This is a genomic window from Dactylosporangium sp. NPDC051485 (assembly GCF_040682015.1).
Classification (GTDB): Bacteria; Actinomycetota; Actinomycetes; order Mycobacteriales; family Micromonosporaceae; genus Dactylosporangium.
In genome coordinates this window covers 1-21594 of the sequence record NZ_JBFAZW010000149.1, presented here as the reverse complement: position 1 = coordinate 21594, position 21594 = coordinate 1, and the positions used below count along the sequence as shown (strand labels likewise).

18 protein-coding genes and 1 pseudogene are annotated in these 21594 nt (G+C 74.0%); 9 read left to right on the top strand and 10 right to left on the bottom strand.

Annotation, left to right across the window (positions count from 1 at the left end):
- Positions 1-463, bottom strand: a pseudogene (locus tag AB0M46_RS46565) (hypothetical protein); the annotation flags it as partial.
- 155 nt (positions 464-618) lie between these two features.
- On the opposite strand from AB0M46_RS46565, the gene AB0M46_RS46560 reads away from it, so the two are divergent.
- From AB0M46_RS46560 to AB0M46_RS46545, 4 genes are all read left to right on the top strand, one after another.
- Positions 619-1575 carry an ATP-binding cassette domain-containing protein gene (locus tag AB0M46_RS46560; RefSeq protein WP_363347237.1) on the top strand — a complete coding sequence of 319 codons (957 nt, stop codon included), beginning with the start codon at positions 619-621 and terminating at the stop codon, positions 1573-1575.
- Positions 1572-3146 (top strand): hypothetical protein, encoded by a 1575-nt coding sequence (locus AB0M46_RS46555; protein WP_363347235.1) that lies wholly within the window; start codon positions 1572-1574, stop codon positions 3144-3146. Before AB0M46_RS46560 ends, AB0M46_RS46555 begins: the two co-directional genes overlap by 4 nt.
- Positions 3143-3937 carry an ABC transporter permease gene (locus tag AB0M46_RS46550; RefSeq protein ID WP_363347233.1) on the top strand — a complete coding sequence of 265 codons (795 nt, stop codon included), beginning with the start codon at positions 3143-3145 and terminating at the stop codon, positions 3935-3937. Before AB0M46_RS46555 ends, AB0M46_RS46550 begins: the two co-directional genes overlap by 4 nt.
- A gap of 231 nt (positions 3938-4168) precedes the next feature.
- A complete protein-coding gene (locus tag AB0M46_RS46545; RefSeq protein ID WP_363347231.1) occupies positions 4169-5176 on the top strand; it encodes a CU044_5270 family protein in 1008 nt (335 codons plus the stop codon).
- A gap of 60 nt (positions 5177-5236) precedes the next feature.
- Here the strand turns inward: AB0M46_RS46545 and AB0M46_RS46540 are convergent, their stop codons facing one another.
- Positions 5237-5815 carry a DUF2231 domain-containing protein gene (locus tag AB0M46_RS46540; protein ID WP_363347229.1) on the bottom strand — a complete coding sequence of 193 codons (579 nt, stop codon included), beginning with the start codon at positions 5813-5815 and terminating at the stop codon, positions 5237-5239.
- A gap of 42 nt (positions 5816-5857) precedes the next feature.
- Positions 5858-6265, bottom strand: coding sequence for a hypothetical protein (locus AB0M46_RS46535; protein WP_363347226.1), 408 nt, complete (start codon positions 6263-6265; stop codon positions 5858-5860).
- 127 nt (positions 6266-6392) lie between these two features.
- Here AB0M46_RS46535 and AB0M46_RS46530 point away from each other — a divergent pair, with 127 nt between their 5' ends.
- Positions 6393-6578 (top strand): hypothetical protein, encoded by a 186-nt coding sequence (locus tag AB0M46_RS46530; RefSeq protein ID WP_363347224.1) that lies wholly within the window; start codon positions 6393-6395, stop codon positions 6576-6578.
- Positions 6579-6625: 47 nt separating this feature from the next.
- Positions 6626-6973 carry a nuclear transport factor 2 family protein gene (locus AB0M46_RS46525; protein WP_363347222.1) on the top strand — a complete coding sequence of 116 codons (348 nt, stop codon included), beginning with the start codon at positions 6626-6628 and terminating at the stop codon, positions 6971-6973.
- 36 nt (positions 6974-7009) lie between these two features.
- Here AB0M46_RS46525 and AB0M46_RS46520 read toward each other — a convergent pair whose 3' ends face one another.
- Positions 7010-8128, bottom strand: a complete 1119-nt coding sequence (locus tag AB0M46_RS46520) for a glycosyltransferase (protein ID WP_363347220.1) — start codon at positions 8126-8128, stop codon at positions 7010-7012.
- A gap of 225 nt (positions 8129-8353) precedes the next feature.
- On the opposite strand from AB0M46_RS46520, the gene AB0M46_RS46515 reads away from it, so the two are divergent.
- Complete coding sequence (locus AB0M46_RS46515; protein WP_363347218.1) at positions 8354-8581, top strand: hypothetical protein; 228 nt, start codon at positions 8354-8356, stop codon at positions 8579-8581.
- Positions 8582-8639: 58 nt separating this feature from the next.
- Here the strand turns inward: AB0M46_RS46515 and AB0M46_RS46510 are convergent, their stop codons facing one another.
- Positions 8640-9500, bottom strand: coding sequence for an oxidoreductase (locus tag AB0M46_RS46510; RefSeq protein WP_363347216.1), 861 nt, complete (start codon positions 9498-9500; stop codon positions 8640-8642).
- A gap of 149 nt (positions 9501-9649) precedes the next feature.
- Here AB0M46_RS46510 and AB0M46_RS46505 point away from each other — a divergent pair, with 149 nt between their 5' ends.
- On the top strand, positions 9650-12973 hold the full coding sequence (locus AB0M46_RS46505; RefSeq protein ID WP_363347214.1) for a DUF4132 domain-containing protein: 3324 nt from the start codon (positions 9650-9652) through the stop codon (positions 12971-12973).
- 449 nt (positions 12974-13422) lie between these two features.
- Here the strand turns inward: AB0M46_RS46505 and AB0M46_RS46500 are convergent, their stop codons facing one another.
- Positions 13423-14625, bottom strand: coding sequence for a hypothetical protein (locus tag AB0M46_RS46500; RefSeq protein ID WP_363347211.1), 1203 nt, complete (start codon positions 14623-14625; stop codon positions 13423-13425).
- 278 nt (positions 14626-14903) lie between these two features.
- Here AB0M46_RS46500 and AB0M46_RS46495 point away from each other — a divergent pair, with 278 nt between their 5' ends.
- The gene (locus AB0M46_RS46495) at positions 14904-15314 is read left to right on the top strand and encodes a cupin domain-containing protein (RefSeq protein ID WP_363347209.1); all 411 of its coding nucleotides are present in this window, start codon (positions 14904-14906) and stop codon (positions 15312-15314) included.
- Here AB0M46_RS46495 and AB0M46_RS46490 read toward each other — a convergent pair.
- The 4 genes from AB0M46_RS46490 to AB0M46_RS46475 form a co-directional block, all read right to left on the bottom strand.
- Positions 15307-16719 carry an oligopeptide:H+ symporter gene (locus AB0M46_RS46490; protein ID WP_363347207.1) on the bottom strand — a complete coding sequence of 471 codons (1413 nt, stop codon included), beginning with the start codon at positions 16717-16719 and terminating at the stop codon, positions 15307-15309. The genes AB0M46_RS46495 and AB0M46_RS46490 overlap by 8 nt on opposite strands.
- A gap of 19 nt (positions 16720-16738) precedes the next feature.
- Positions 16739-17893, bottom strand: a complete 1155-nt coding sequence (locus AB0M46_RS46485; RefSeq protein WP_363347205.1) for a ThuA domain-containing protein — start codon at positions 17891-17893, stop codon at positions 16739-16741.
- A complete protein-coding gene (locus AB0M46_RS46480) occupies positions 17883-20678 on the bottom strand; it encodes a PQQ-dependent sugar dehydrogenase (protein WP_363347239.1) in 2796 nt (931 codons plus the stop codon). The genes AB0M46_RS46485 and AB0M46_RS46480 overlap by 11 nt, the downstream gene beginning before the upstream one ends.
- A 299-nt stretch (positions 20679-20977) precedes the next feature.
- On the bottom strand, positions 20978-21594 hold a 617-nt coding region (locus AB0M46_RS46475; RefSeq protein WP_363347203.1), incomplete at its 5' end, for a hypothetical protein.

Sequence of the window (21594 nt, the reverse complement as noted above, 5' to 3'; positions counted from 1 at the left end):
CGGCACCGCAGGCGGCGACGGCCGCGGCGGCGACGGCGAGCGCGAACGTCCGGCCGTCCTGGCCGCCGCCGGGCGGCCCGAGGATGGCGTAGGCCACGAACGGCGCCACGAACCAGCCGCTGACGGTCGCCCGGTGGTGCCGGCCCACCGTGTAGAGCGCGACGAGCGCGGCCGCGAGCACGGCGATCGGCGGCCAGCGGAACATCGCGAGCGTCACCGACGTCGTGGCCGTCGTCGCGGCGGCCGCCCACATCGGCCTGGACCGCAGCAGCGCCACCGGCGCGGCGGCGCAGACGTCGAGCAGCAGCGCGGCCGGCAGCAGGGGCTCCGCGATCAGGCCGCGCCGCACCGTCTCGACCAGGGCGGCCAGGCCGAGCAGCGCCGCGGCGACGGCGGGCAGTTCGGGCAGCGCCATGAGCCGTCCCGCGAACCGGCGGACCCGGCCGGCCCCCTCCCCCTGCATGCCGCCCATTCTCGCCGCCCGCCCGGTTCGCCGCGTCCCCCGCCACTCGTACGCCGCTCGGGTGATGCGCCGCCGCGGTCTCACCCGGTGCCCGGCGCCGAAGACGGTCCCGCAGCGGGACGACGGGCCATCGCCCGCCGCCTAGCGTCACTGCCATGGCCGAATCCCCCGCACGCCGCAGCGGCGTGCCGATCGAGGTACGCGGGCTGCGCAAACGGTACCGCTCCACGCCGGCGGTCGACGACCTGTCGTTCACCGTCGAGCCCGGCAAGGTGACCGGGTTCGTGGGGCCCAACGGCGCCGGCAAGTCCACCACGATGCGGATCATCCTCGGGCTCGACGCCCCCGACGCCGGCACCGCGCTCGTCGGCGGCCGGCCGTACCGCACCCTGGAGCGACCGCTGCGCACCGTCGGCGCGCTGCTGGACGCGTCCGCCGTGCACCCGGGCCGCAGCGCCCGCAACCACCTGCGCTGGCTGGCCCACTCCAACGCCATCCCGCGCCGCCGCGTCGACGAGGTGCTCGACCTCGCCGGGCTCGCATCGGTCGGCAGGCGCGCAGTCGGCGGGTTCTCGCTCGGGATGCGCCAGCGGCTCGGCATCGCGGCCGCGCTGCTGGGCGACCCGGCGGTCGTCATCTTCGACGAGCCGGTCAACGGCCTCGACCTCGAGGGCATCCAGTGGATCCGCGGCCTGCTGCGGTCCCTGGCCGGCGACGGCCGGGCCGTGCTGGTCTCGAGCCACCTCATGAGCGAGCTGCAGGACAGCGCCGACCACCTGCTGGTCATCGGCCGCGGGCGGCTGCTGGCCGACACGAGTGTGCGGGACCTCGTGGCGACCGCGTCCGGGGACCGGGTCGCCGTGCGGACCGGCATGCGCGTCGAGGCGATGACGACGCTCGCCGGCGCCGGCGCGCCCACCGCCATCACCGACGACGAGACCGTGACCGTCTCCGGCCTGCCCGTCGAACGCGTCGTGGACCTGCTGACCCGCGGCGGCGTGTCCTTCACCGGCGTGTCCGCGCATCGGGCCACCCTCGAGGAGGCGTACATGGAACTGACCCGCGACGCGGTCGAGTTCAGCAGCGGCGACGACGGGCGGCCGGGGCGATGAGCGGCCGCCCGGGATTCGGCCGGCTCCTGCTGTCGGAGCTCACGAAGCTGTACTCGGTCCGCCGCTGGAGCATCGCGCTGCTGGCCGCGCCGGTACTGACCGTCCTCGCCGGCCTGCTCGTCGCCGCGAGCAGCGCCCCCGGCAGCCCCGACACGACGGTCGCCGGCCCGGACGGCGGCTGGGTCCGCGACCGCTTCCACTTCGTCCACCGCCCCCTCACCGGCGACGGCTCCCTGACCGTCCGGGTCGCCTCGAGCGCGCTGGAGCTCACGGTGCCGGAGGCGGACGGCGGCGCGGCGCGGGCCAGGGAGGTCGAGCGGACCGTGTGGGCGAAGACGGGGCTGATGCTCAAGGACGGGCTGCGCCCCGGCGCCCGGTACGCGGCGGTCATGCTCGTGCCCGGCCATGGCGTGCGGCTGCAGTCGAACTTCACCGGCGACATCGCCGGCCCGGCCGCCGGCGCACCGGCCTGGCTGCGGCTCACCCGGACCGGCTCGGCGATCGCCGCGTTCCAGTCCACCGACGGCACCGCCTGGACCCGCGTCGGTACCGTCACCATCGCCGATCTGCCGCCGACGGTGGAGGTGGGCCCGTTCGTCGCCTCGCCGACCGGCACCGCGGTCGTCCAACGGCAGTTCGGCAGCCTCCGCGAGAGCCGGTACCCGACGTCGACCCGGGCGGTGTTCGAACGCCCGGCGCTCGAACCGGTCGCCGGCCCCGGCTCCGGCGGCTCACCGGACGGCTGGCGCGACGACGAGGTCAACGACGAGGCGACGGCGCCGGACGCGCCGGGCCCGCCCCCGAACGCCCCGGCGGACAAGCGGCCGCAGTCCGGCCCGCCGCCCGCCGCGTGGACCGGCGACCGGCTCACCCTCATCGGCTTCGGCGACATCGCGCCCCGGCCCGCGCCGCAGGACCTCGTCAAGAACAGCCTCACCGGCACCTACGCCGGCCTGCTGGCGATCGTCGCGGTGGCCGTCCTGTTCGTCACCTCCGAATACCGGCGGGGCATGATCCGCACCACGTTCGCGGCCAGCCCCGGCCGCGGACGCGTCCTCATCGCCAAGGCGGCGGTCATCGGCGCCACGGCGTTCGTGCTCGGCCTCGTGGCCGGCGCCGTCACGCTGCTGCTGACCCGGCCGATCCTGCTCCGCCACGGCTACGCGGCGCCCGTCTACCCGGACTGGACACTCACCGACCCCGTCGTGCTGCGCGCCGTCGCCGGCACCGCCGCCGTGCTCGCCGCGACGGCCGTGTTCGCCCTGGCCCTCGGCGCGGTGCTGCGACGGGCCGCCGGCGCCGTCGCCACTGTCCTCATGCTCATCGTCCTGCCACAGTTGCTCGCCGGGGCCCTGCCCAGCACGGCCGGCCAATGGCTCATCCGGCTCACCCCACCCGCCGGGTTCAGCGTCCAGCAGACGGTGCCGCGGTACGAGCAGGCGCCGCAGCTGTGCATGCCGGAGAACGGCTGCGTCTACGACCAACCGTGGGCCGGGTTCGCCGTCATCGCCGTCTACGCGCTGGCGAGCACCGCCGCGGCGGTCTGGCTGGTGCGCCGGAGGGACGCGTGAGCACCGTGCACGCCATCCACGCCGAGTGGACCAAGCTGCGGACCGTGGCGAGCACGCCGTGGCTGCTGCTGGCCGCCGTCGCCGTCACCGTCGGCATCAGCGCGGCCGCCACCGCGGCCGCAGGTTCCCGCGCCTGCCCCGACCCGGCCGCCTGCCTCGACGACCTTGCGCGGCTCGGCCTCACCGGCGCCCAGTACGGGCAGGCACTCGTGGTCGTCCTCGCCGTGCTCGTCATCGGCGAGGAGTACGGCACCCGCTCGATCGGCGTGTCGCTGGCCGCGGTGCCCGGCCGCTGGCGGCTGTACCTCGCCAAGGCCGTCGTCCTCACCGGCGTGGTCGCCGCCGCCGGCTCGCTCGGCGTCATCGGCTCGCTGCTGGCCGCCCGGCACTTCCTGCCCGGCACCGCACTCGGCGCGGCCAACCCGGGCCAGAGCCTCTCACCCACCGCCGAGCCCGTCCTGCGGGCGGCGTACGGAACCGTGCTCTACCTCGCGCTCGTGGCACTGCTCAGCTACGGCGTCGCCGCCGTGCTCCGCGACACGGCCGGGGCGATCGCCACGATGCTCGTCCTGCTGTACGTCGCGCCGATCCTCACCAGCGTCGTCACCGATCCGCGGTGGCTGCGGCGCATCGACCGGATCGCGCCGATGTCCGCCGGCCTGAAGATCCAGGCGACGACGGCCCTGGACTCGCTGACGAGCAGCCCATGGCAGGGCCTCGGCGTGCTGGGCCTGTGGGCCGCCGGCGCCCTGCTCGCCGGACTCCTGGCACTGCAGTTCCGCGATGCCTGACCTTCTGATCCGTAGACTGCGGCCGGCCCCGGTAGCAAGAAGCACCTCCGACATCGGGAACTCGGGTCACGCGGCGGACAGGTACGAGCGTGGAACTGCCAACGCGGGGACAGTTGCGAGCCGGCGAGCCGGCGGCCTTCGGTCTGCTCTTCGACGCCTTCGCCGGGGTCGTGCACCGGCATGCGGTGCGTCGGACCGGAGATTGGGCCACGGCAGAAGGAAGTCGTGTCGTTGACGTTCCTCGAGGCATGGCGTCTGCGGGAGCGACTGCTGCCCGAGGGGGACAGGGACATCGAGGAATTGGCCCGGCTCTTGCCGCCGCCGACGCAACCGGACCTGGCACCCGACCGTCACCGGCAGCTGCGGCAGCATTTCCTGCAGGAAATCACCGAGTCACGCGTTGCGTCACGCGCGGCAGCCGACCGCTGGCGTTCGAGACGACTGCTCGTACTGGCCGCCGCGGTCGTGGCCGTAGGGCTGGCGGCCGGTGGGACCACCCTGGCGCTGCGCACGGCACCGGGAGATCGGCTCGCGCCGGTCGTCGTGGTCCAGCAGGGCGACAGCAGCGCGGTCGGGGAACTGCTGGACCACATCGCGCTCGTCGCCGCGATGCAGCCGGCGATCACTGTCGACACAGCCCAGTTCCTGTACATCAAGAGCAAGGTGTCGTTCATGGCGATCAAGGGCCCGGGCAAGATCTGGCTGGAGCCGGTGCACATCCGCCAGATCTGGCTGCCGCAGGATCCGAAACACGCTGGCCTGTTGCAGGAGAACGGCAGAACCAGAACGCTCGATCCTGGCGGACAGACGAACGAGCAGCTGGTCGGCACGCTGCCGACCGACCCCACCAAGCTCCTGGCCAAGGCGTACGCGGAGACGAAGGGCCAGGGCAACGGGCCGGACCAGGAGGCGTTCGTCTACATCGACGACCACCTTTTCGAGTCGCTGCCGAGCCCAGAGACGAGCGCCGCGTTGTATCGAGCAGCCGCGCTGATCCCCGGTGTTGTGAAGATTGACGACTCGGTCGACGCGATCGGCCGGCAAGGGGTTGCTGTCGGGCGCACCGACGAGGCGACCGGCATACGCACCGAATGGATCTTTGATCGCTCGACGTACGCGTATCTCGGACAGCGTAGCTACATGGTTCACGACAATTACGGGATCAAGGCTGGCACAGTTACCGGCATCAGCGCCGTCCTGGAGCGTGCGGTGGTAGACCGGGCCGGTCAGACGCCGTGACGGCGAGGCGGACCACGGCGGAGGCGCCGCGGACGGCCCGCGGCCGACTCCCGGACCTGGTTAGCGGCGGGCCGCGGCCGGCTCCGGCGCGGGCACGGGCACGGGCACGGGCGGGAGGGCGGCCTCGACCCCGGCGCCCTGGGCGTAGGCCAGGTGCCCGCCCAGGTAGGCGCTCGCCCCGGCCAAGCCCAGCCCGGCCAGGGACAGCAGCCGGCCGGCCCGGTGGGCCCCACCCATCCGGGCGAGCACCGAGACGGCGAAGAGCTTCACGGCCACCACGTTGGCGGCGGCGTGCACGACCGCGACCCGCCGCTGCCGCGCCGTCAGGGTGGTGAAGTCGGATCCGCCGGTCGCGATGGCCGGCAGCGCGGCCACGGTGCCCGCGCCGAGCAGCACGGTGGTGGCCCGCCGGATCGCCGGGTCGTCGCGCTCGGGCAGGGCGTCGAGGACCGCGGCGCTCAGCCAGGCCCCGACCGGGAACTGCACGACCGCCGGGTGCAGCGGGTGACCGAACCAGGAGCCGTGCAGCGCCGGGCCCATGCTCCCCCGGGCGACGGTCGCGCCCGCGGCGCGGCCGAGCACCCCGGCGATCCGGTCCAGCGGGCGGGCATCTTCGAGCCTGAGCAGCAGCCTGCGCATGCCGCCCGCATTCCCCCGCAGGACAGCCTCAAACGGATCGCGTCAGCGAACCACCAGCTGCATCAGGACCAGACCGCCGACGTGGGTCTCGACCTCGAACAGCCCGGCCGTGCCCGCCCGGAACGCCACCGAGGCCGGCACGCCGGGCGCGAGCGTTGCCTTGCGGTCGTACCCGTGCACGTGCAGCTCGTCGGCCACGTCCGAGGTGACCGTGATCCGGATCGTGCTGCCCACGGGGATCTCGACCCGGCTGGTCGGCGGCGTCGCCGCGCGATTGGCGATCGTGATGGTGAACTCGCGGTCGACGGGCCCGGCTCCCACGTCCGCCGCGGGCGCAGCATCGGTACCGCCCTTGTCACCGCCGCCGACGAGCACGATGGCCACGACCGCGGCCAGCACGACGACGGCCACGGCGATCGCCCGATACCAGACATCCCGCTTCGACGGCACGGTGGCACTCCTTCACCCACAGCATCCGGGCCGGTGTGCCGTCACCGACAGTGGTCCAGGCCCGGCCGCCGAGCCGGGACTGTGCACGGCAGCGTACCGGCCCGCTGACCACGGGTACAAGATTGCGATGATCGTGCCGATGAGCGATCGGACCGACGACCCGGCGGTGCTGTCCGGGCCGGCGCGCATGGTGGCGGCGGTGCGCAAGGCCGCCAACCTGGCGCTGTCTGCCGGGGAGATGGTGCGGCTGCTCGGCAAGGTACCGCACGATTACCGAAGCGATACCGATTCCGCCAGCGGCGAAGATCCGTAGCGTCCGGTGCGTCAGCGCAACGCGACCCACCGGAAGGACCGCTCGCCATGGAGCTCGTCGAGAAGTACATCGCCGCCTGGAACACCACCGACGCCGCCGCCCGGCGCAAGCTGGTCGAGGACGTGTTCGCCTCCGGCGCCCACTACACCGATCCCCTCGCCGCGGTGACCGGCCAGGAGCAGATCGACGCCCTCATCGCCACCGCCCAGGCCCAGTTCGCCGGCCTGGAGTTCACCCTGGCCGGCCCGGTCGACACCCACCACGACGTGGCCCGGTTCGGCTGGCACCTCGGCCCGCAGGGCGGCGAGCCGCTCGTGATCGGCTTCGACGTCGTCGTCATCGCCGGGGACCGCATCAGCGCCGTGCACGGCTTCCTGGACAAGGTCCCGGCCTGACCGGCGGTGGGGCCCCGCCGCGGCGGGGCCCCACCGTCACCGGATGCGCTCCCGCAGGCTCGACCAGACCTCGGCGGGCTGCGGGGCGTGCCGGATCTGCTCGGCGATGCGGTCGGCGCCGGCGCGGTACGAGGCGTCGGTGAGCACCTTGCGGACCGCCTCGGCGGCCCCTCCCGGCGCGTCGACGGCGATGCCGGCGCCGGCCGCGGCGACCCGCTCGGCGTTCATCGGCTTCTCGGCCCCCTTCGGCCACAGCACCATCGGGATGCCGCGCCCGAGCGCGGCCAGCACGGTCCCGGCGCCGCCCGCGGCCACCACGGCCGACACGCCGGTGTCCAGCAGCCTGGCCATGGGCACGAACCCCGCGAACCGCACGTTGGCCCGCCCGTCGTCGGGCGGGACGGGCAACCCGGGCGGCACCACGGCCAGGACGTCCACATCGGACAGTGTGGCCACCGCGTCCACGAGCGCTTCGAGCAGCGCGGGATCCAGCAGTACCGTGCCGAGCGTGACGAGCACGCGGGGCGCCGGCCCGGGCGGCGGCAGCGGCGGCTCGACCGGCAGCGGACCGGCGTAGGCCCGCGGCCGGATCGGCAGCCGGTCGGCGGCCGGGGTCCACTGTGGATACTGCAGCGCGGGCGGCCACGGGTCCACCAGCGCCACCCGGCGGGCGGGCGCAAGGCCACGCCCGGCGTACCGCGGGGCCAGCAGCTCCCGCATGGCCGGCCTGAGCGCCGGCGGCGAGACCGGCAGCCCGATGGCGTGCCGGACCAGGGGTAATCGAAGCGCCGCGGCCACCATCGGCCCCACCGCGTCGTACTCCTCGGCGACGATCACGTCGGGGCCGAAGGCCTTCGCCTGCTCCAGGGCGGCGTCGTACGTCAGGTCGACCCGCGCCCCGGCGAACAACGACGCCACGGGAAAGATGTCGCGCGTGTCGGCCAGGTCGGCGCCCCCGGTGCGCCGGTCGTTCTCGGCCAGCAGCTCCTGCGGCTCCGGCCCGCCGACGATGGTCGGCACCCCGCCGGCCAGCTGCGCCATCGACGCCGGCGCGAGGACTGCGGCCTCGTCCCCGGCCGCGACGACCGCCTCGGCCAGCGGCAGCAACGGCAACATATGCCCATATATCGGTACGGCGGAGAACAGTACACGCATGGCGCCCAGTATCCGGCCGCAACCCCGAACCCGCCCACCCGCCGACCCCTGCCGCCGTGGCGACGGCTGCCGGGTGAGCGGGTGATCCTCGCCGGGATCCGCACGCTGCTGCCGGCCGCGACTGCGGACCTCCCTCGGAACGCGAGCTCAAGGCCCGCGACAGGCGGCAACCCGCCACCGGCTCGCCGATGTTTGCCCGCCGGGCGGCCCGGGCAGCCTCAGCCCATGACGACGACGATTACCGCCGACGACATCCGCGCGCTCGCCCAGTCCACCGAAGCCGATCCCGCCCTGGCCGTGGCCGACGGCGGCGTCCGGCTCGTGCCGCGGGCCGGCGACGCGGACGGGCACATCGTCTACACGAAGGCCGACCTGGTGCGCGACTACGGCGAGGAGGTCACCGACGTGCAGGCCGAGGTGCTGGCGGCCGGGCTGACCGCGCAGCTGCCGTAGCGGCGCGCTGGTCTTCGGGCAGGCGTCCCGTCCGGCAACCTCCCGCCGGGCGCCGGCGTCACGCCCCGATCGCGTCCAGCTCCGCCACCGCATCGGCCGGCAGCCGCAGCCCCGCCCCGGCCACATTCTCCCGCAGATGCGCCTCCGCCGACGTACCCGCAATGAGCAGGATGTTCGGCGAGCGCTGCAGCAGCCACGCCAGCGCCACCGACAGCGGCGTGCTGCGCAGCTCCTTCGACACCACGCGCAGCGTCTCGGACTGCAGGGGCGAGAAACCACCCAGCGGGAAGTACGGCACGAAGGCGATCCCCTGCGCCGCCGTCAGCTCCACGAGCGCGTCGTCGCCGCGCTGGGCGATGTTGTACAGGTTCTGCACGCACACCACCGGGGCGATCCCCTGCGCCTCGGCCAGCTGCTCCGCGTTGACCGTGCTGAGGCCCAGGTGCCGGATCAGGCCCTGCGAGCGCAGCTGCGCGAGGGCGCCGAACTGCTCGGCGATCGGGCCCGGCTCCACCCCCTCGGGCGCGCCCGCGCGCAGGTTCACCACGTCGAGCGCGTCCAGGCCGAGGTTGCGCAGGTTGTCGTGCACCTGCGCGCGCAGCTGCGCCGGCGTCCGGGCGGGCAGCCACCCGCCGTGGACGTCCCGGCGCGCCCCGACCTTCGTCACGATGTGCAGCTGCGGCGGGTACGGCGCCAGCGCCTCCCGGATGATCTCGTTGGTGACGTGCGGGCCGTAGAAGTCCGCGGTGTCGATGTGGGTGATGCCGAGCTCGACCACGGCCCGCAGCACGCGCACCGCCTCCGCCCGGTCCTTCGGCGGGCCGAAGACCCCGGGGCCGGCCAGCTGCATCGCGCCGTAGCCGACGCGGGTGAGGTCGAGATCGCCCGTTCGGTACGTGCCGCCAGGAAGATTCGTCATACCTCAACCGTGCCCCGGCCGATGCCGGCAGCGGGCACACCCCGTCCAGCATCCTAGGAGGCTAGGTAGTGTCCTCCCGCCCGTGGATCTCCATTTTTGTCGGGGGGTCCCGTTAAGGTGTGCGCGTCGGATCGATGTGGGGGGGCGTGATGACGGAAAACGTGCTGGAGATGCCGGTGGGCTGGCACAAGGCGCTCGTGCCGCGGCGGGGCGGGACACCCGGGCCGGCGCTCGAGCCGCAGCACGGTCGCGGCGCCGAGCTCGTGACCGCCGCGAAGCAGACCATCGAGACGCGGCTGATCCACCCGGACAGCGACCCGGCGCTCGTCGCCGCGGCCGAGGCCTACCTGGCCGACCCGCACGGCGGGCCCGCAATGGGCGCCGGCGCGGTCGTCGCCCTGGTCAACCGGCACCTGGCCTGGCAGCACCCGGAGCGGGCCCCGTGGCTGGCCGACGCCCTGATCGTGCAGCGCGGCCCGGTGTTCGCGGCCGAGGCGATGCTCCACAGCACCGGCCTGGACTCCGGCGACCACTGGCACAACGCCCGGAAGATCCCGCCACGGCTCATCCGCAACCCCGAGCACGGCACCGGATGGTCGCACTTCCCGCACTTCGCCGGGCAGGCCGGCCGGGTGCGGGCCCACCTGGCCGTGGCCCCCGACGAGACCTACGCCCAGGCGGTCGACGCCCTCTCGGCGCTACGCGGGATGGTGAGGTGGCGGGCGGCCGCGGCGTTCCTGGTGCCGACGCAGGCGGCGTGGGTGGACGAGGCCTGCGCCGAGGCCGCCACCCGCGGCGACAACTATGCCGCCGAGCTGATGTGGCGCTCGGCCGCCACCGCCGAGCAGCTCGCCCTCGTCCAGCCGCTGCTCGGGGCCGGGGCCTACTTGGCCGGCTACGAGGCGTCCGGCATCCCGACGGCGGTCGACGGGCTGGGCACCGCCGTCCTGCCCGCGCTGCTGCAGTCCCTCGACCGGGACCACACCGACACGGAGGCCCGGCAGCGGCTGCTCGCCACGATCGCCGTGCTGCCGAGCGACGAGGCGTTCGCCGCGCTGGTCGAGCGGCTCGACCGCCGGCACGTGCCGCTGGCCGCCCTCGACGCGGTGCGGCGCTTCCCCCGGCGGGCGCTGCGGCTGCTCGCCGCCGCGGCCCCGGCGAACAAGCCCGCCGCCGACCTGCTGCGGATGCACGTCCACACCGCGCGGGACGTCGTCGACGACGAGCTGCCGTCCCTGGCCCCGGACGCCCGGGCCCGCGTCGAGGCGGTCATCGCCGAGGACGCCGGCGTGCCCGAGGCGCCCGCGTCCGCGCTGCCGGAGGTGCTCGTCTCGCCGCCGTGGACGACCCGCGGTCCCAAGCCCAAGCCGGTCGTGGTGGCCGGCCTGGCATTCGACGGCGAGCCGGAGCTGCGGTGGCTCGACGGGGAGCGGGAGGCGTGGGCGGTCCCGCCCGTGCTGCGTGAGCCGTGGTGGCGGCTGGAGACCGGCATCGAGGAGGCCGTCGCGCAGTTGCGGGCCGGCACCCTGCTCCCCCACCACCAGGTAACCCTGATGCTCGACGCGCCGGACGACGTCGTCGCCGAGCTGCTGCCCGGCTGGCGGCCGGCCCGGGTGTGGGACGCCGGCCGCTGGCTGCCGCCGCTCATCGCCCGGCACGGGCTGGCCGCCCTCGGCGCGGCCGTGCACGCCGCCCAGCAGGCGCCGGCCACCAATACCCGGCTGCTGGTGCCGCTGGCCAGCCCGGCCGTCGCGACGCACCTCGCCACCACCGGTGTCCGGCTGAAGGCCCTGCGGGCCGACACGCTGGCGTGGGTCGAGCGGCACCCCGGCTACGCGGCCCGTGCCCTCGCCCCGGCCGCGCTCGGCAGACCCGGGCCGGCCCGCCGTGGTGCCGAGGACGTGCTGCGCCTCGCCGCGGCCCGGCACCGCGACGAGCTGCTCGAGGCGGCCGAGGACAGCCACGGCCCGCAGGCCCGGGAGGCGCTCACGGCGCTGCTCGGCGCCGACCCGCTGCGGCTGCTCCCCGCGAAGATCCCCGACCTGCCCGCCTGGGCCGAGCCGGCCCTCCTGCCGCGCATCCTGCTCACCGGCGGCTCCGGCGCCCTCGGCTTCGACGCGACGCGGCACGTGTGCACGATGCTCGCCATCTCCAAGCCCGACGACGTCTACCCGGGCCTGGCGATCGTGCGCGAGGCCTGCGAGCCGCGCTCGCTCGCCGAGTTCGCCTGGGCGATGTTCACCACGTGGCAGAGCGTCGGCGCCCCGCCCAAGCAGGCGTGGCCGCTGCACGCGCTGCGCTGGTTCGGCGACGACGACACCGTCCGGCGCCTCGCCCCGATCATCCGCGCCTGGCCCGGCGAGGGCGGCCACGCCAAGGCCGTCACGGGCCTGGACATCCTGGCCGAGATCGGCACCGACATTGCCCTGATGCACCTGCACGGCATCGCGCAGCGGGTCAAGTTCAAGGCCCTCAAGGAGCGCGCCGCCGAGAAGATCGACGAGGTCGCCGCCGGCCTGGGTCTCAGCGCCGAGCAGCTCGCCGACCGGCTCGTGCCCGACTTCGGGCTCGACGCCCGCGGCACGCTGACCCTCGACTACGGCCCGCGCCGGTTCGTCGTCGGGTTCGACGAGCAGCTGCGGCCCTTCGTGACCGACTCCTCCGGCGCCCGGCGCAAGGACCTGCCGAAGCCGGGGGCCCGCGACGACCAGCGGCTGGCGCCGGAGGCGTACAAGGCGTTCGCCGCCCTGAAGAAGGACGTGCGCACGGTCGCGGCCGACCAGATCAGCCGCCTGGAGACGGCGATGCTGACCGAGCGCACCTGGCCCGTCGCCGACCTGCGCGCCTACCTCGTCGAGCACCCCCTGCTCGGCCACATCACCCGGCGCCTGGTGTGGTCGGCGAACGGGCTGAGGTTCCGGGTCGCCGAGGACCTGACGTTCGCCGACGCCGAGGACGAGACGGTCAGGCCGCCGCAGGACGCCACCGTCCGCCTCGTCCACCCGGTGCGGCTGGCGGCCGGGGAGCTGGCCGCGTGGTCCGGCGTCTTCGCCGACTACGAGATCCTGCAGCCCTTCCCGCAGCTGGCCCGGGCCGTGCACACCCTCACCCAGGACGAGCTGGGCGGCACCACCCTCGAGCGCTTCGGCGGGCGTGACTACCCGACCACCACGCTGCTCGGGCTGGAGCGGCGGGGCTGGCACCGCGGCGAGCCGATGGACGCGGGCGTGCAGAACTGGCTGTGGAAGCCCACCCTCGACGGCGGCGCCATCGTGGCCGACCTGGACCCGGGCATCCCGATCGGCGCCCTGGACGTCTTCTCGGCCCAACGCATCCGCGCGATCTGGCTCAACACCGGCCCGGGCGGCTCGTGGAGGCCGCAGCGGCTGACCCGCACGTTCGCCACGCTCGACCCGCTGGACGCCTCGGAGATGCTGCGCGACCTGACGGAGGTGCTCGGCACGACACGGTAGGGCCCCTGACGGGCCACAGACCCCCGCACGGCCGGGCCCGCACGGCCGGGCCCGCACGGCCGGGCCCGCACGGCCGGGCCCGCACGGCCGGGCCCGCACGGCCGGGCCCGCACGGCCGGGCCGCCGATCGAGCCGCTCCTGCACGCCGACGGCGTCCGGAACTGACCCGGCAGGCCGCTTCCCGCATCCGCTCGCGACGGCAGAGGCCGAGCCGGGCTACTCACGCGCGGCACCGAAACCGGGGACCGCCTCCCCGGCACGCGCCTGGGGCCGGGCTACTCCTGGAGGCTCGCCGGGTCCCAGGCGTCGGGGGCGGCCGGCGTAGCCGAGCAGATCCTGGTAGCTGTCGCGGCACAGCGCTTGGAAGCGGGCGGCGCTGGAGGGTGCGCTGGTCAAGGGCCGGCTCGCGGTGGGCGGTCGTCACCGGGTACGTGTCCGCCCGGGCCCGATCATTGCAGCGTCGCGGCGTGCAGGGCGCGCATCGAGCGGATGGTCGAGCGGATCTCCTGGAGTACGGCGCTGACCGGGGCGTCGGGCCAGGCGAAGCCGACGGTGTCGACGCCGCAGCCGTGGGGCAGGCCCAGCAGGCGTACCGCGTCGGCGTGCTGGAACGGCACGTACAGGTCGGTCGTCACGAGCAGCACCCTGGCTCCCCTCAGGCCGCCGCCGACGGACTCGGCCCAGGCGGTCAGCGTGTCACCGGTGTGGGCCCGGGCGCCCGGGCGCGACGGCTGCGCGGCCACCACGTCCACGGGCCCCAGTGCCTGGCGCAGGGCGAGCCGCAGCCCGTCGGCCTCGGTGGCGTCGGGCGCGAGGCCGCCATAGCGCGCGAGGACGTCACGGTGCGCGAGGCCGCCTTCGTGCGCGAGGCCGCCTTCGTTCGCCAGGCCGCCACGGTGCGTGAGGCCCGCGTCGAGCGCGAGGCGGGCGTCGGCCGCCTCGGCCCCGAGGGGGCGGAAGCTGGCCAGCCCGGCCGTGCGGCCCACGCGGACGCCGCTGGCCAGCAGCCTTGCGAGGTGGCGGGCCCGGGCGAACCCGCTGCGCACGCGGCCGCCGAGCACGAGTGCGTGATCGTACCGGGCGGACGGCGGACGGTTGCGGCCCGACAGGCCGAGCGCGGCCGCCGCCGCCCGGACGAGGTCCGCCACGTCGGGCGGGAACTCGCGGACGGCGGCGTCGGCGCGCTCGGCGCCATGGCGGAAGTCCCACGCCGCCGCGGAGAAGTCGTCGGCCGCCTGCAGCGCCTCGGCCAGGCCGTCGAGCGGCAACGCCCCGCCGGAGCCGGAGCCGTCGCGCGGCAACGGCCCGCGAGCGTCGGAGTCGTCGCGCGGCGGCACCCCACCGGAACCGGAGCCGTCCCGCGGCAGCGGCCCGCGACCGCCGGAGTCGCCGCGCGGCGGCACCCCGCCAGCGCCGGAACCATCCCGCGGCAACGCCCCACCAGCGCCGGAACCATTCCGCGGCGGCACCCCGACGGGGGCGGAGTCGTCGTGCGGCGGCATCCCGTCAGGGCGGGAAGTGCCACGCGGCAGCGCCCCGCCGAAGCGGGACATGAGGGTGGTGAGCTCCGGGGAGTACAGCCAATGGAGCATCGACTCCTGCAGCTCGCGCCGATCGGGACCGCCCGGCGGGCACGGCAGGAGCTGGGTCACGGGGCCTACTGTAGCTGCGGGCAGACCCGGTGCAGACCCCCGGCGAGGGCGGCTTTCGCGGCGGCGGGCCGGCGAGGAACTATTCTCCTCCCACGTCCACCTGCCCGGCGGGCCCGCGCCGGTGCGCAGGTTCCCGCCCGGCCCCATCGACCCCCGGCAAGGTCCTCGATCTCTCACGCTGCTGTTCGACCGGGCCGCCGACGGGTACACGGCGATGGGCGAACGTCGCGCGATCAACAGCACCCATCCACACAAAAGCCCCATTTGGAGCGTCCGTCATGCAACTGCAGCCGGTCCGGCCCACCGCGAAGGCCTCGGCACATCTTTTCACCGGCGACGTGTACCTGACCCCGGTCTACAGCGGGACCGGGCCGTCGCGGATGACCGTCGTGCTCGTGCGCTTCACGCCTGCGGCCCGCACCAACTGGCACTCCCACGCCGTCGGTCAGACCCTCCACGTCACCGAGGGCGTCGGGCTGGTCGGCACCCGCGACGGCACCGTCCTGCGCATCCGCGCCGGTGACACCGTCATCTGCCCGCCCGGCGAGGAGCACTGGCACGGCGCCGCCGCCGACACGTTCATGAGCCACCTCGCCATGTTCGAGGCCGAGCCCGGCGGCAGCGACCCCACCACCTGGCTCGAACCGGTCCCCGACGAGGGGTACCGGGCCGCGAACCGGATCACCTGACGCCGTGCATGAGGCGGCGGATGGCCGGGGTCAGGGCGGCGATGGCGGCGCCCAGGGCGATGGCGGCGCCGCCCAGGATCGAGAAGTACGGCACCTCGTGGGCAGGGTCGTAGCGGGTGGCCAGCGCCCCCGCCGCGGCCGTGCCCAGGGCGACGGACAGGAAGAACAGGGCCACCATCTGGGTATGGAAGGCGGCCGGGGCCAGCTTCGTGGACAGCGACAGCCCGACCGGGGACAGCAGGAGCTCGGCGACGGTGAAGACCAGGATCACGCCGGCCAGGCCCGCCAGCGGGGCGCCGCCCCGGCCCGTGCCCGACATCGGCAGGAACAGCAGGAAGGCCACGCCCATGAGGACCGTGCCCGCGGCGAACTTCACGGGGGTGGACGGCTGGCGCTCGCCCAGGCGGGTCCACAGGGCGGCGAAGACGCCGGACAGGACGATGATGAAGACCGGGTTGATGGACTGCACCCACGACACCGGCATCTGCCAGCCGAACAGCGAGCGGTTCAGGCGCTGGTCGGCGTAGACCGTCAGGACCGTGAACTGCTGCTGGTACAGCGACCAGAAGCCGGCGCTGGCCACGAACAGCGGGATGAAGGCCAGCACCCGGTCGCGCTCGACCCGGCCGACGGCCGGGCTGGACAGGATCACGGCGAAGTAGGCCAGGGCCGCGGCGGCGCTGAGCACGACCACGACGACGGCCAGATGGCGCCGGCCGAGGATGCCGATGACGGCCATCGACGCCAGGGCCAGCGCCGCGACGAGGGCCACGCGGGAGCGGGGCAGGGGATGCGGGACGACGTTGGCCTGTGCCGGGAGCCGATGCCTGCCCAGGGTGTACTGCACCAGCCCGATCGCCATCCCCAGCGCCGCGAGGGCGAAGCCGTAGTGGAAGCCCGCCGACGTCTGCAGCAGCCCGGTCAGCAGCGGCCCGGCCAGCGCGCCCAGGTTGACGCCGAGGTAGAACAGCGAGAAGCCGGCGTCGCGGCGCGGGTCGTGCTCGTCGTAGAGCGCGCCGACGATGGCGGTGGCGTTGGCCTTCACGCCGCCGCTGCCCAGCGCCACGCAGACCAGGCCCAGCCCGACGCCGGGCAGGCCGGGCACGACGGCCAGGAGGATGTGGCCGGCCATGACGAGCACGGCGCTGCCGAACAACACCCGCTCGCCGCCGATCGCCCGGTCGGCGAGCCAGGCGCCCGCGATGGTGGAGAGGTAGACGAAGCCGCCGTACGCCCCCACGATGCTCGTCGCGGTGGCCTCGTCGATGCCGAGGCCACCGCGGGAGCTCTGGTAGTACAGGTAGATCAGCAGGATGCCCTGCATGCCGTAGAACGAGAACCGCTCCCACAGCTCGACGCCGAACAGGTTGGCCAGCGCCCGCGGCTGCCCGAAAAAGGTCGGCACGAATGGGCGTTACCCCTGATCAGGTCCCGTACACCTGGAAGGTGAACAGCGAGTAGCCCCACGGGGTGGCGCGCGTGGTGCCGTAGATGCGCACGTACCGCCCGGAGCCGCTCAGCCCGGTGTTGTCGTCCTCGCCGCCGTTGCCGCCCGTCACCGAGCGCAGCGTCGTCCAGGTCGTGCCGTCGTTCGAGATCTGGATCTGGTACGCCGACCCGTACGCGGCCTCCCAGACCAGCCGGACCCGGTTGACGGTGTGCGTGGCGCCCAGGTCGACCCGGATCCACTGCGGGTCCGAGAACGCGCTGGACCACCGGGTGGTGGTGGAGGCGTCGACGGCGTTGGACGCGGGGTAGGAGGCGTTCTCCACGCTGGAGGCCGTCGCCGGGTGGTTCAGGGCCAGATCGGTCTGCGGCGGCTGGCTGACGACCGAGCAGTCGCCGTTGCCCTCGGCGGCGTAGCGGATGCCGCCGAGCAGCAGGTTGCGGAAGCCCGCCTCGGAGTAGCTGGCCTGCGTGTGGCCCATGCCGGTGTAGAAGGAGCGTCCGCCGTCGTAGGCGCGGCACCACGTGTTGGGGTGGTCGGCGCCCATCGAGCCGCCGCTGTAGGTCGATTCGTCCAATGTGGTCAGGACGTGGACCGACCCGCGCGGGTTGGTGCGGTAGTTGTACCACTCGTCGGTGCGGCTCCACGCGGCCGGCAGGCCCGCCGTGGCCGGGTGGCTCGGGTCGGCCACGCGGACCGTGGCCGTCTGGATCGCCGGGTGGCTCAGGAAGTACGCCCCGACGAGCCCGCCGTACCAGGCCCAGTCGTACTCGGTGTCGGCGGCGGCGTGCACGCCGACGTAGCCGCCGCCGGCCCGGATGTAGTTCTCGAACGCCGCCTGCTGGGTGGCGTCGAGCACGTCGCCGGTGGTGGACATCCACACGACGGCCTTGAAGCGGGCCAGGTTGGCCGCGTTGAACTGGGTGGCGTCCTCGGTCGCCTCGACGGCGAAGTTGTTGGCGGCGCCCAGGTCGCGCACCGCCTGGATGCCGGTGGGGATGGAGTCGTGGCGGAAGCCGGCGGTCTTGCTGAACACCAGGACGGTGTAGGCCGGGGCGGCGTGGGCGGGCACGGCGGTCAGGCCGAGCCCCGCCGTCACGACGGCCAGGCCGAGCGCGAGTTTACGAAACACCGTAGACCTCCAAGCTGTAGAGCGAGTAGCCCCACGCGGTCCCCCGCGCGGTGCCGTAGATGCGCACGTACCGGGCCGTGGCGGACAGCCCCGTGTTGTCGTCCTCGCCGCCGTCGCCACCCGTGACGGACCTGATGGTCGTCCAGGTGGTGCCGTCGTTCGAGGTCTGGATCTGGTACGCCTTTCCGTACGCCGCCTCCCACAGCAGCCGGACCCGGTTGAACGCCTTCGGGGCGCCCAGGTCGACCTGGATCCACTGTGGATCGGAGAACGCGCTGGCCCACCGCGTCGTGGGTGAGGCGTCCACGGCGTTGGACGCGGGATAGGCCGCCGACTCGGTGCTCGACGCCGTCGCCGGCTTGTTCAGGGCCAGGTTCGTCGTCGTGGATGTCGTGCCGGTGGCGAGCGTGAAGCTGTCGAGGTCGAACAGCGCCGCGGTCGTGTTGCCGGAGAACGTGAGGTACAGCTGCGTGCTCGTGCTCGGCGCGCCGCTGATGGTGCCGGTCACCGTCGTGAACGTCTCCCACGACCCGGTCGCGGGCACGGTCGCCGAGCCGATGACGGTGCCGGTCGGCGAGCCGGTGCGCAGCTGCAGCGTGCCGCCCGCGCCGCCGGAGGAGGCCCGGGCGGTGAACGAGGTGGCGTTGTCGAGCTTGTACGGGTCGAACTCGATCCAGTCACCGTTGTTGATGTCGCCGACGGTCATGCCGCCCTCGGCCTGGGTCTTGCTGTACTTGTTCACCCCGGACGAGGTCTTGTAGTGCTCGGCCTGGCGGTGCTTGGGGCCCAGGATGTTCTGCGCGTGGGTGGTCAGGCCGCCCTTGTCGGTGTACTGCGCGTCGAAGATCGGGAAGACGTTCGCCGCGTCGTCGTGCTCGCCGTCGACCGGGATGGTGATGGTGCCCGAGCACCCGGTCTGCGACGTGATCTGGTGCGCGTGCTGGTCGTGGCCCAGCAGGTAGTTCATCGTCACCTTCGAGCAGTCGATCGGGCCGTCCTCGGGGTCGGTGACCGTGACGCTCCACGGCACCGCGTCGCCGAACGAGGCCAGCTGGCCCGGCGCCGGGGCGTTGACGACGACCGTCGGGGCCGTGTTGCCGACGCTGATCGGCACGCTCGCGGTGCCGGTCGCGCCCTGCGGGTCCTTCACGGTCAGGGTGGCGACGTAGTTGCCGTTGGTCGTGTACGTATGCGACGGGTTCGCCGCCGTGGACGTACCCCCGTCGCCGAACGCCCACGAGTACGTCAGGGCGCCGCCCTCGGGGTCGGACGAGCCGGCCGAGGAGAACGTCACGGCGAGCGGGGCGGCCCCGGACGTCTTGCTGGCCGAGGCGGCCGCGGTCGGCGCACGGTTGCCGCCCGAGCCGACGTAGTCGTAGCGGTACAGCGCCGAGTAGGCGTCCCCGTTGAAGAAGCCGGTGCCGTAGTCCAGGACGTACAGCGACCCGTCCGGGCCGAACTGCATGTCCATCACCTGCTTGCCGTTCCACGGGAAGTTGTCGATCGCCCCCGGCGAGCCGTCGGCGTTGACGGTGATCGGTTTGATCCAGCCGCGGCCGAACTCGCCCGCGAAGAACTGCCCGTCCAGCGACGCCGGGAACTTGGTCGTCGACGGGTTGCTCGCGTTGTACCGGTAGACCGGGCCGGCCATCGGCGACTCCGAGCCGCCGCCGAACGCGGGCGGGCTGCCGGCGTCGCCGGCGTAGCGGATCCAGGCTGCCTTGGCGGGGGGCAGCGACGTCAGGCCGGTGTTGCGGAACGAGTTGTTCGTCGGGCCGCCGGCGCAGTTGTACTTCGGCCCCGTGGTGTTGGTCGCGAAGTCCCACTCGTTGTAGGTCTCGGTGGTGGTGTTCGTGCCGGTGCAGTACGGCCAGCCGTAGTTGCCCGGGCCGGTCACCCGGTCGAACTCGACCTGGCCGGACGGGCCGCGGTTCGGGTCGGTGGTCCCCGCGTCCGGGCCGTAGTCACCGACGTAGACGATGCCGGTCCCCTTGTCCACGCTGAGCCGGAACGGGTTGCGGAAGCCCATGGCGTAGACCTCGGGCCGGGTGTTGGCGGTGCCCGGCGCGAACATGTTGCCCGACGGGATCGAGTACGAACCGTCGGCGTTGACCTTGATCCGCAGGATCTTGCCGCGCAGGTCGTTGGTGTTGCCGGCGGTGCGCTGCGCGTCGTAGGCGGGGTTGCGGTTCGTGCGCTCGTCCAGCGGTGCGTACCCGGACGACTCGAACGGGTTGGAGTCGTCGCCGGTGGACAGGTACAGGTTGCCGGCCGCGTCGAAGTCCATGTCGCCGCCGACGTGGCAGCACATGCCGCGGCTGGTCGGCACCTCCAGGACCGTCACCGCGCTTGCCGTGTTGAGCGTGTAGTCGGCGTTGAGCGTGAACCGGGACAGGCGGTTGACCCCGGTCCACGTGGCCCAGTCGGCGGCGGTGCCGTTGGCCGGCGCGTCGCCCGCGGGGGTGTTCAGCGGCGGCGCGTAGTACAGGTAGATGTAGCGGTTCGTGGCGAAGTTCGGGTCCGCCGCGACGCCCTGCAGCCCCTCCTCGTCATGGGTGTACACGGGGATGTTGGCGATCACCGACGTCTTGCCGGCCGCGTCGGTGCGCCGCAGTGTGCCGTCCCGGGCGGTGTGCAGCACCGAGCGGTCCGGCAGCACCGTGATGGCCATCGGCTCGCCCGTCGAGGCGACGCCCTTGGCCAGGGTGACCTGCTGAAAGTCCGCGGCGTTGATGGCCGCCGCGGCGGGAGCGGCGGTTGTGGCCAGCACGCCGAGCCCCGGCATGAGCAGGATCAGGGCGGCCGCCGCCGGCCGCCATCGTGGATGTCGGTTCACTTGCTTTCCCTTCCTGACCGACGCCAGGCAGGGCGCGCGCCGACGCGCCGCAGCCAGAGATGGATCTCCTAGAGAGCGCTCTCGGGTGCGGCAACACTATGGGGTTCCCATCGATGTGTCCAGATGTATCGCCAAAACTGGCAAAACTTTCGCCGAATCAGCGGAAAGTCCATCCCGCCCGAGCGGCACGGCTTCGCCCGCGAACGCCGCATCGGCGACGACCACCGGGTCGCCACCCGCACCGCCGGCTACGGACAGCCGGGAAATCCCGGGTCGCGGGCCTCGTGGCGCCACTCGATGCGCGCGAAGTCCTCCGCGCTCATGACGCCGCGGCTGTGCTCCCGCACCCCGTCCAGCACCGCCTGCTCCGCCACCACGACCCGCAGCCGCGCCCCCGGCACGCCGCGGACCTGCTCGACCTCGGCCCGCAGCTGCCGCTCGAGCCCGTCGAGGGTGCGCCGGGCGCGCTGCGCCCACCGGGCGGCGGCGGCCGAGGAGTCCTGGTCGTCGGCGTAGACGAGGCGCCCGTCGGGGCCGACCCGCACGCCCCACAGCGGCCAGGCGTACCCCTCCCCCTTGGCCTCGACCAGCACCAGCCCGCCGTCCTCGACGCGCAGCCCGTCGAAGTCGTGCTGGCCGAGCCGGTACTGCCGCCCGTGCCGCACCCCGGTGACCTGCTCCTGGTACAACGCGGCCGGCCGCGCCACCGGCTGCCCCGACGGGTGCCAGTCCCCCGGCCCGTCCCCGGCCGGCTCCTCGCACGGCGGGGGCGCCACACGGGACAGTCGCCGAGTCTGCACCATCACCACCACCAGATCGTCGAGAAACAAGGTCCACTCATGCTTGTACACCGCTGCCCCCCACT

Bases quoted from the DNA above. Each gene is read 5' to 3' on its own strand.
- AB0M46_RS46560 (WP_363347237.1), top strand. From the start codon at position 619: ATGGCCGAATCCCCCGCACGCCGCAGCGGCGTGCCGATCGAGGTACGC.
- AB0M46_RS46555 (WP_363347235.1), top strand. From the start codon at position 1,572: ATGAGCGGCCGCCCGGGATTCGGCCGGCTCCTGCTGTCGGAGCTCACG.
- AB0M46_RS46540 (WP_363347229.1), bottom strand. From the start codon at position 5,815: ATGCGCAGGCTGCTGCTCAGGCTCGAAGATGCCCGCCCGCTGGACCGG.
- AB0M46_RS46530 (WP_363347224.1), top strand. From the start codon at position 6,393: ATGATCGTGCCGATGAGCGATCGGACCGACGACCCGGCGGTGCTGTCC.
- AB0M46_RS46525 (WP_363347222.1), top strand. From the start codon at position 6,626: ATGGAGCTCGTCGAGAAGTACATCGCCGCCTGGAACACCACCGACGCC.
- AB0M46_RS46520 (WP_363347220.1), bottom strand. From the start codon at position 8,128: ATGCGTGTACTGTTCTCCGCCGTACCGATATATGGGCATATGTTGCCG.
- AB0M46_RS46515 (WP_363347218.1), top strand. From the start codon at position 8,354: ATGACGACGACGATTACCGCCGACGACATCCGCGCGCTCGCCCAGTCC.
- AB0M46_RS46510 (WP_363347216.1), bottom strand. From the start codon at position 9,500: ATGACGAATCTTCCTGGCGGCACGTACCGAACGGGCGATCTCGACCTC.
- AB0M46_RS46505 (WP_363347214.1), top strand. From the start codon at position 9,650: ATGACGGAAAACGTGCTGGAGATGCCGGTGGGCTGGCACAAGGCGCTC.
- AB0M46_RS46495 (WP_363347209.1), top strand. From the start codon at position 14,904: ATGCAACTGCAGCCGGTCCGGCCCACCGCGAAGGCCTCGGCACATCTT.
- AB0M46_RS46480 (WP_363347239.1), bottom strand. From the start codon at position 20,678: ATGCCGGGGCTCGGCGTGCTGGCCACAACCGCCGCTCCCGCCGCGGCG.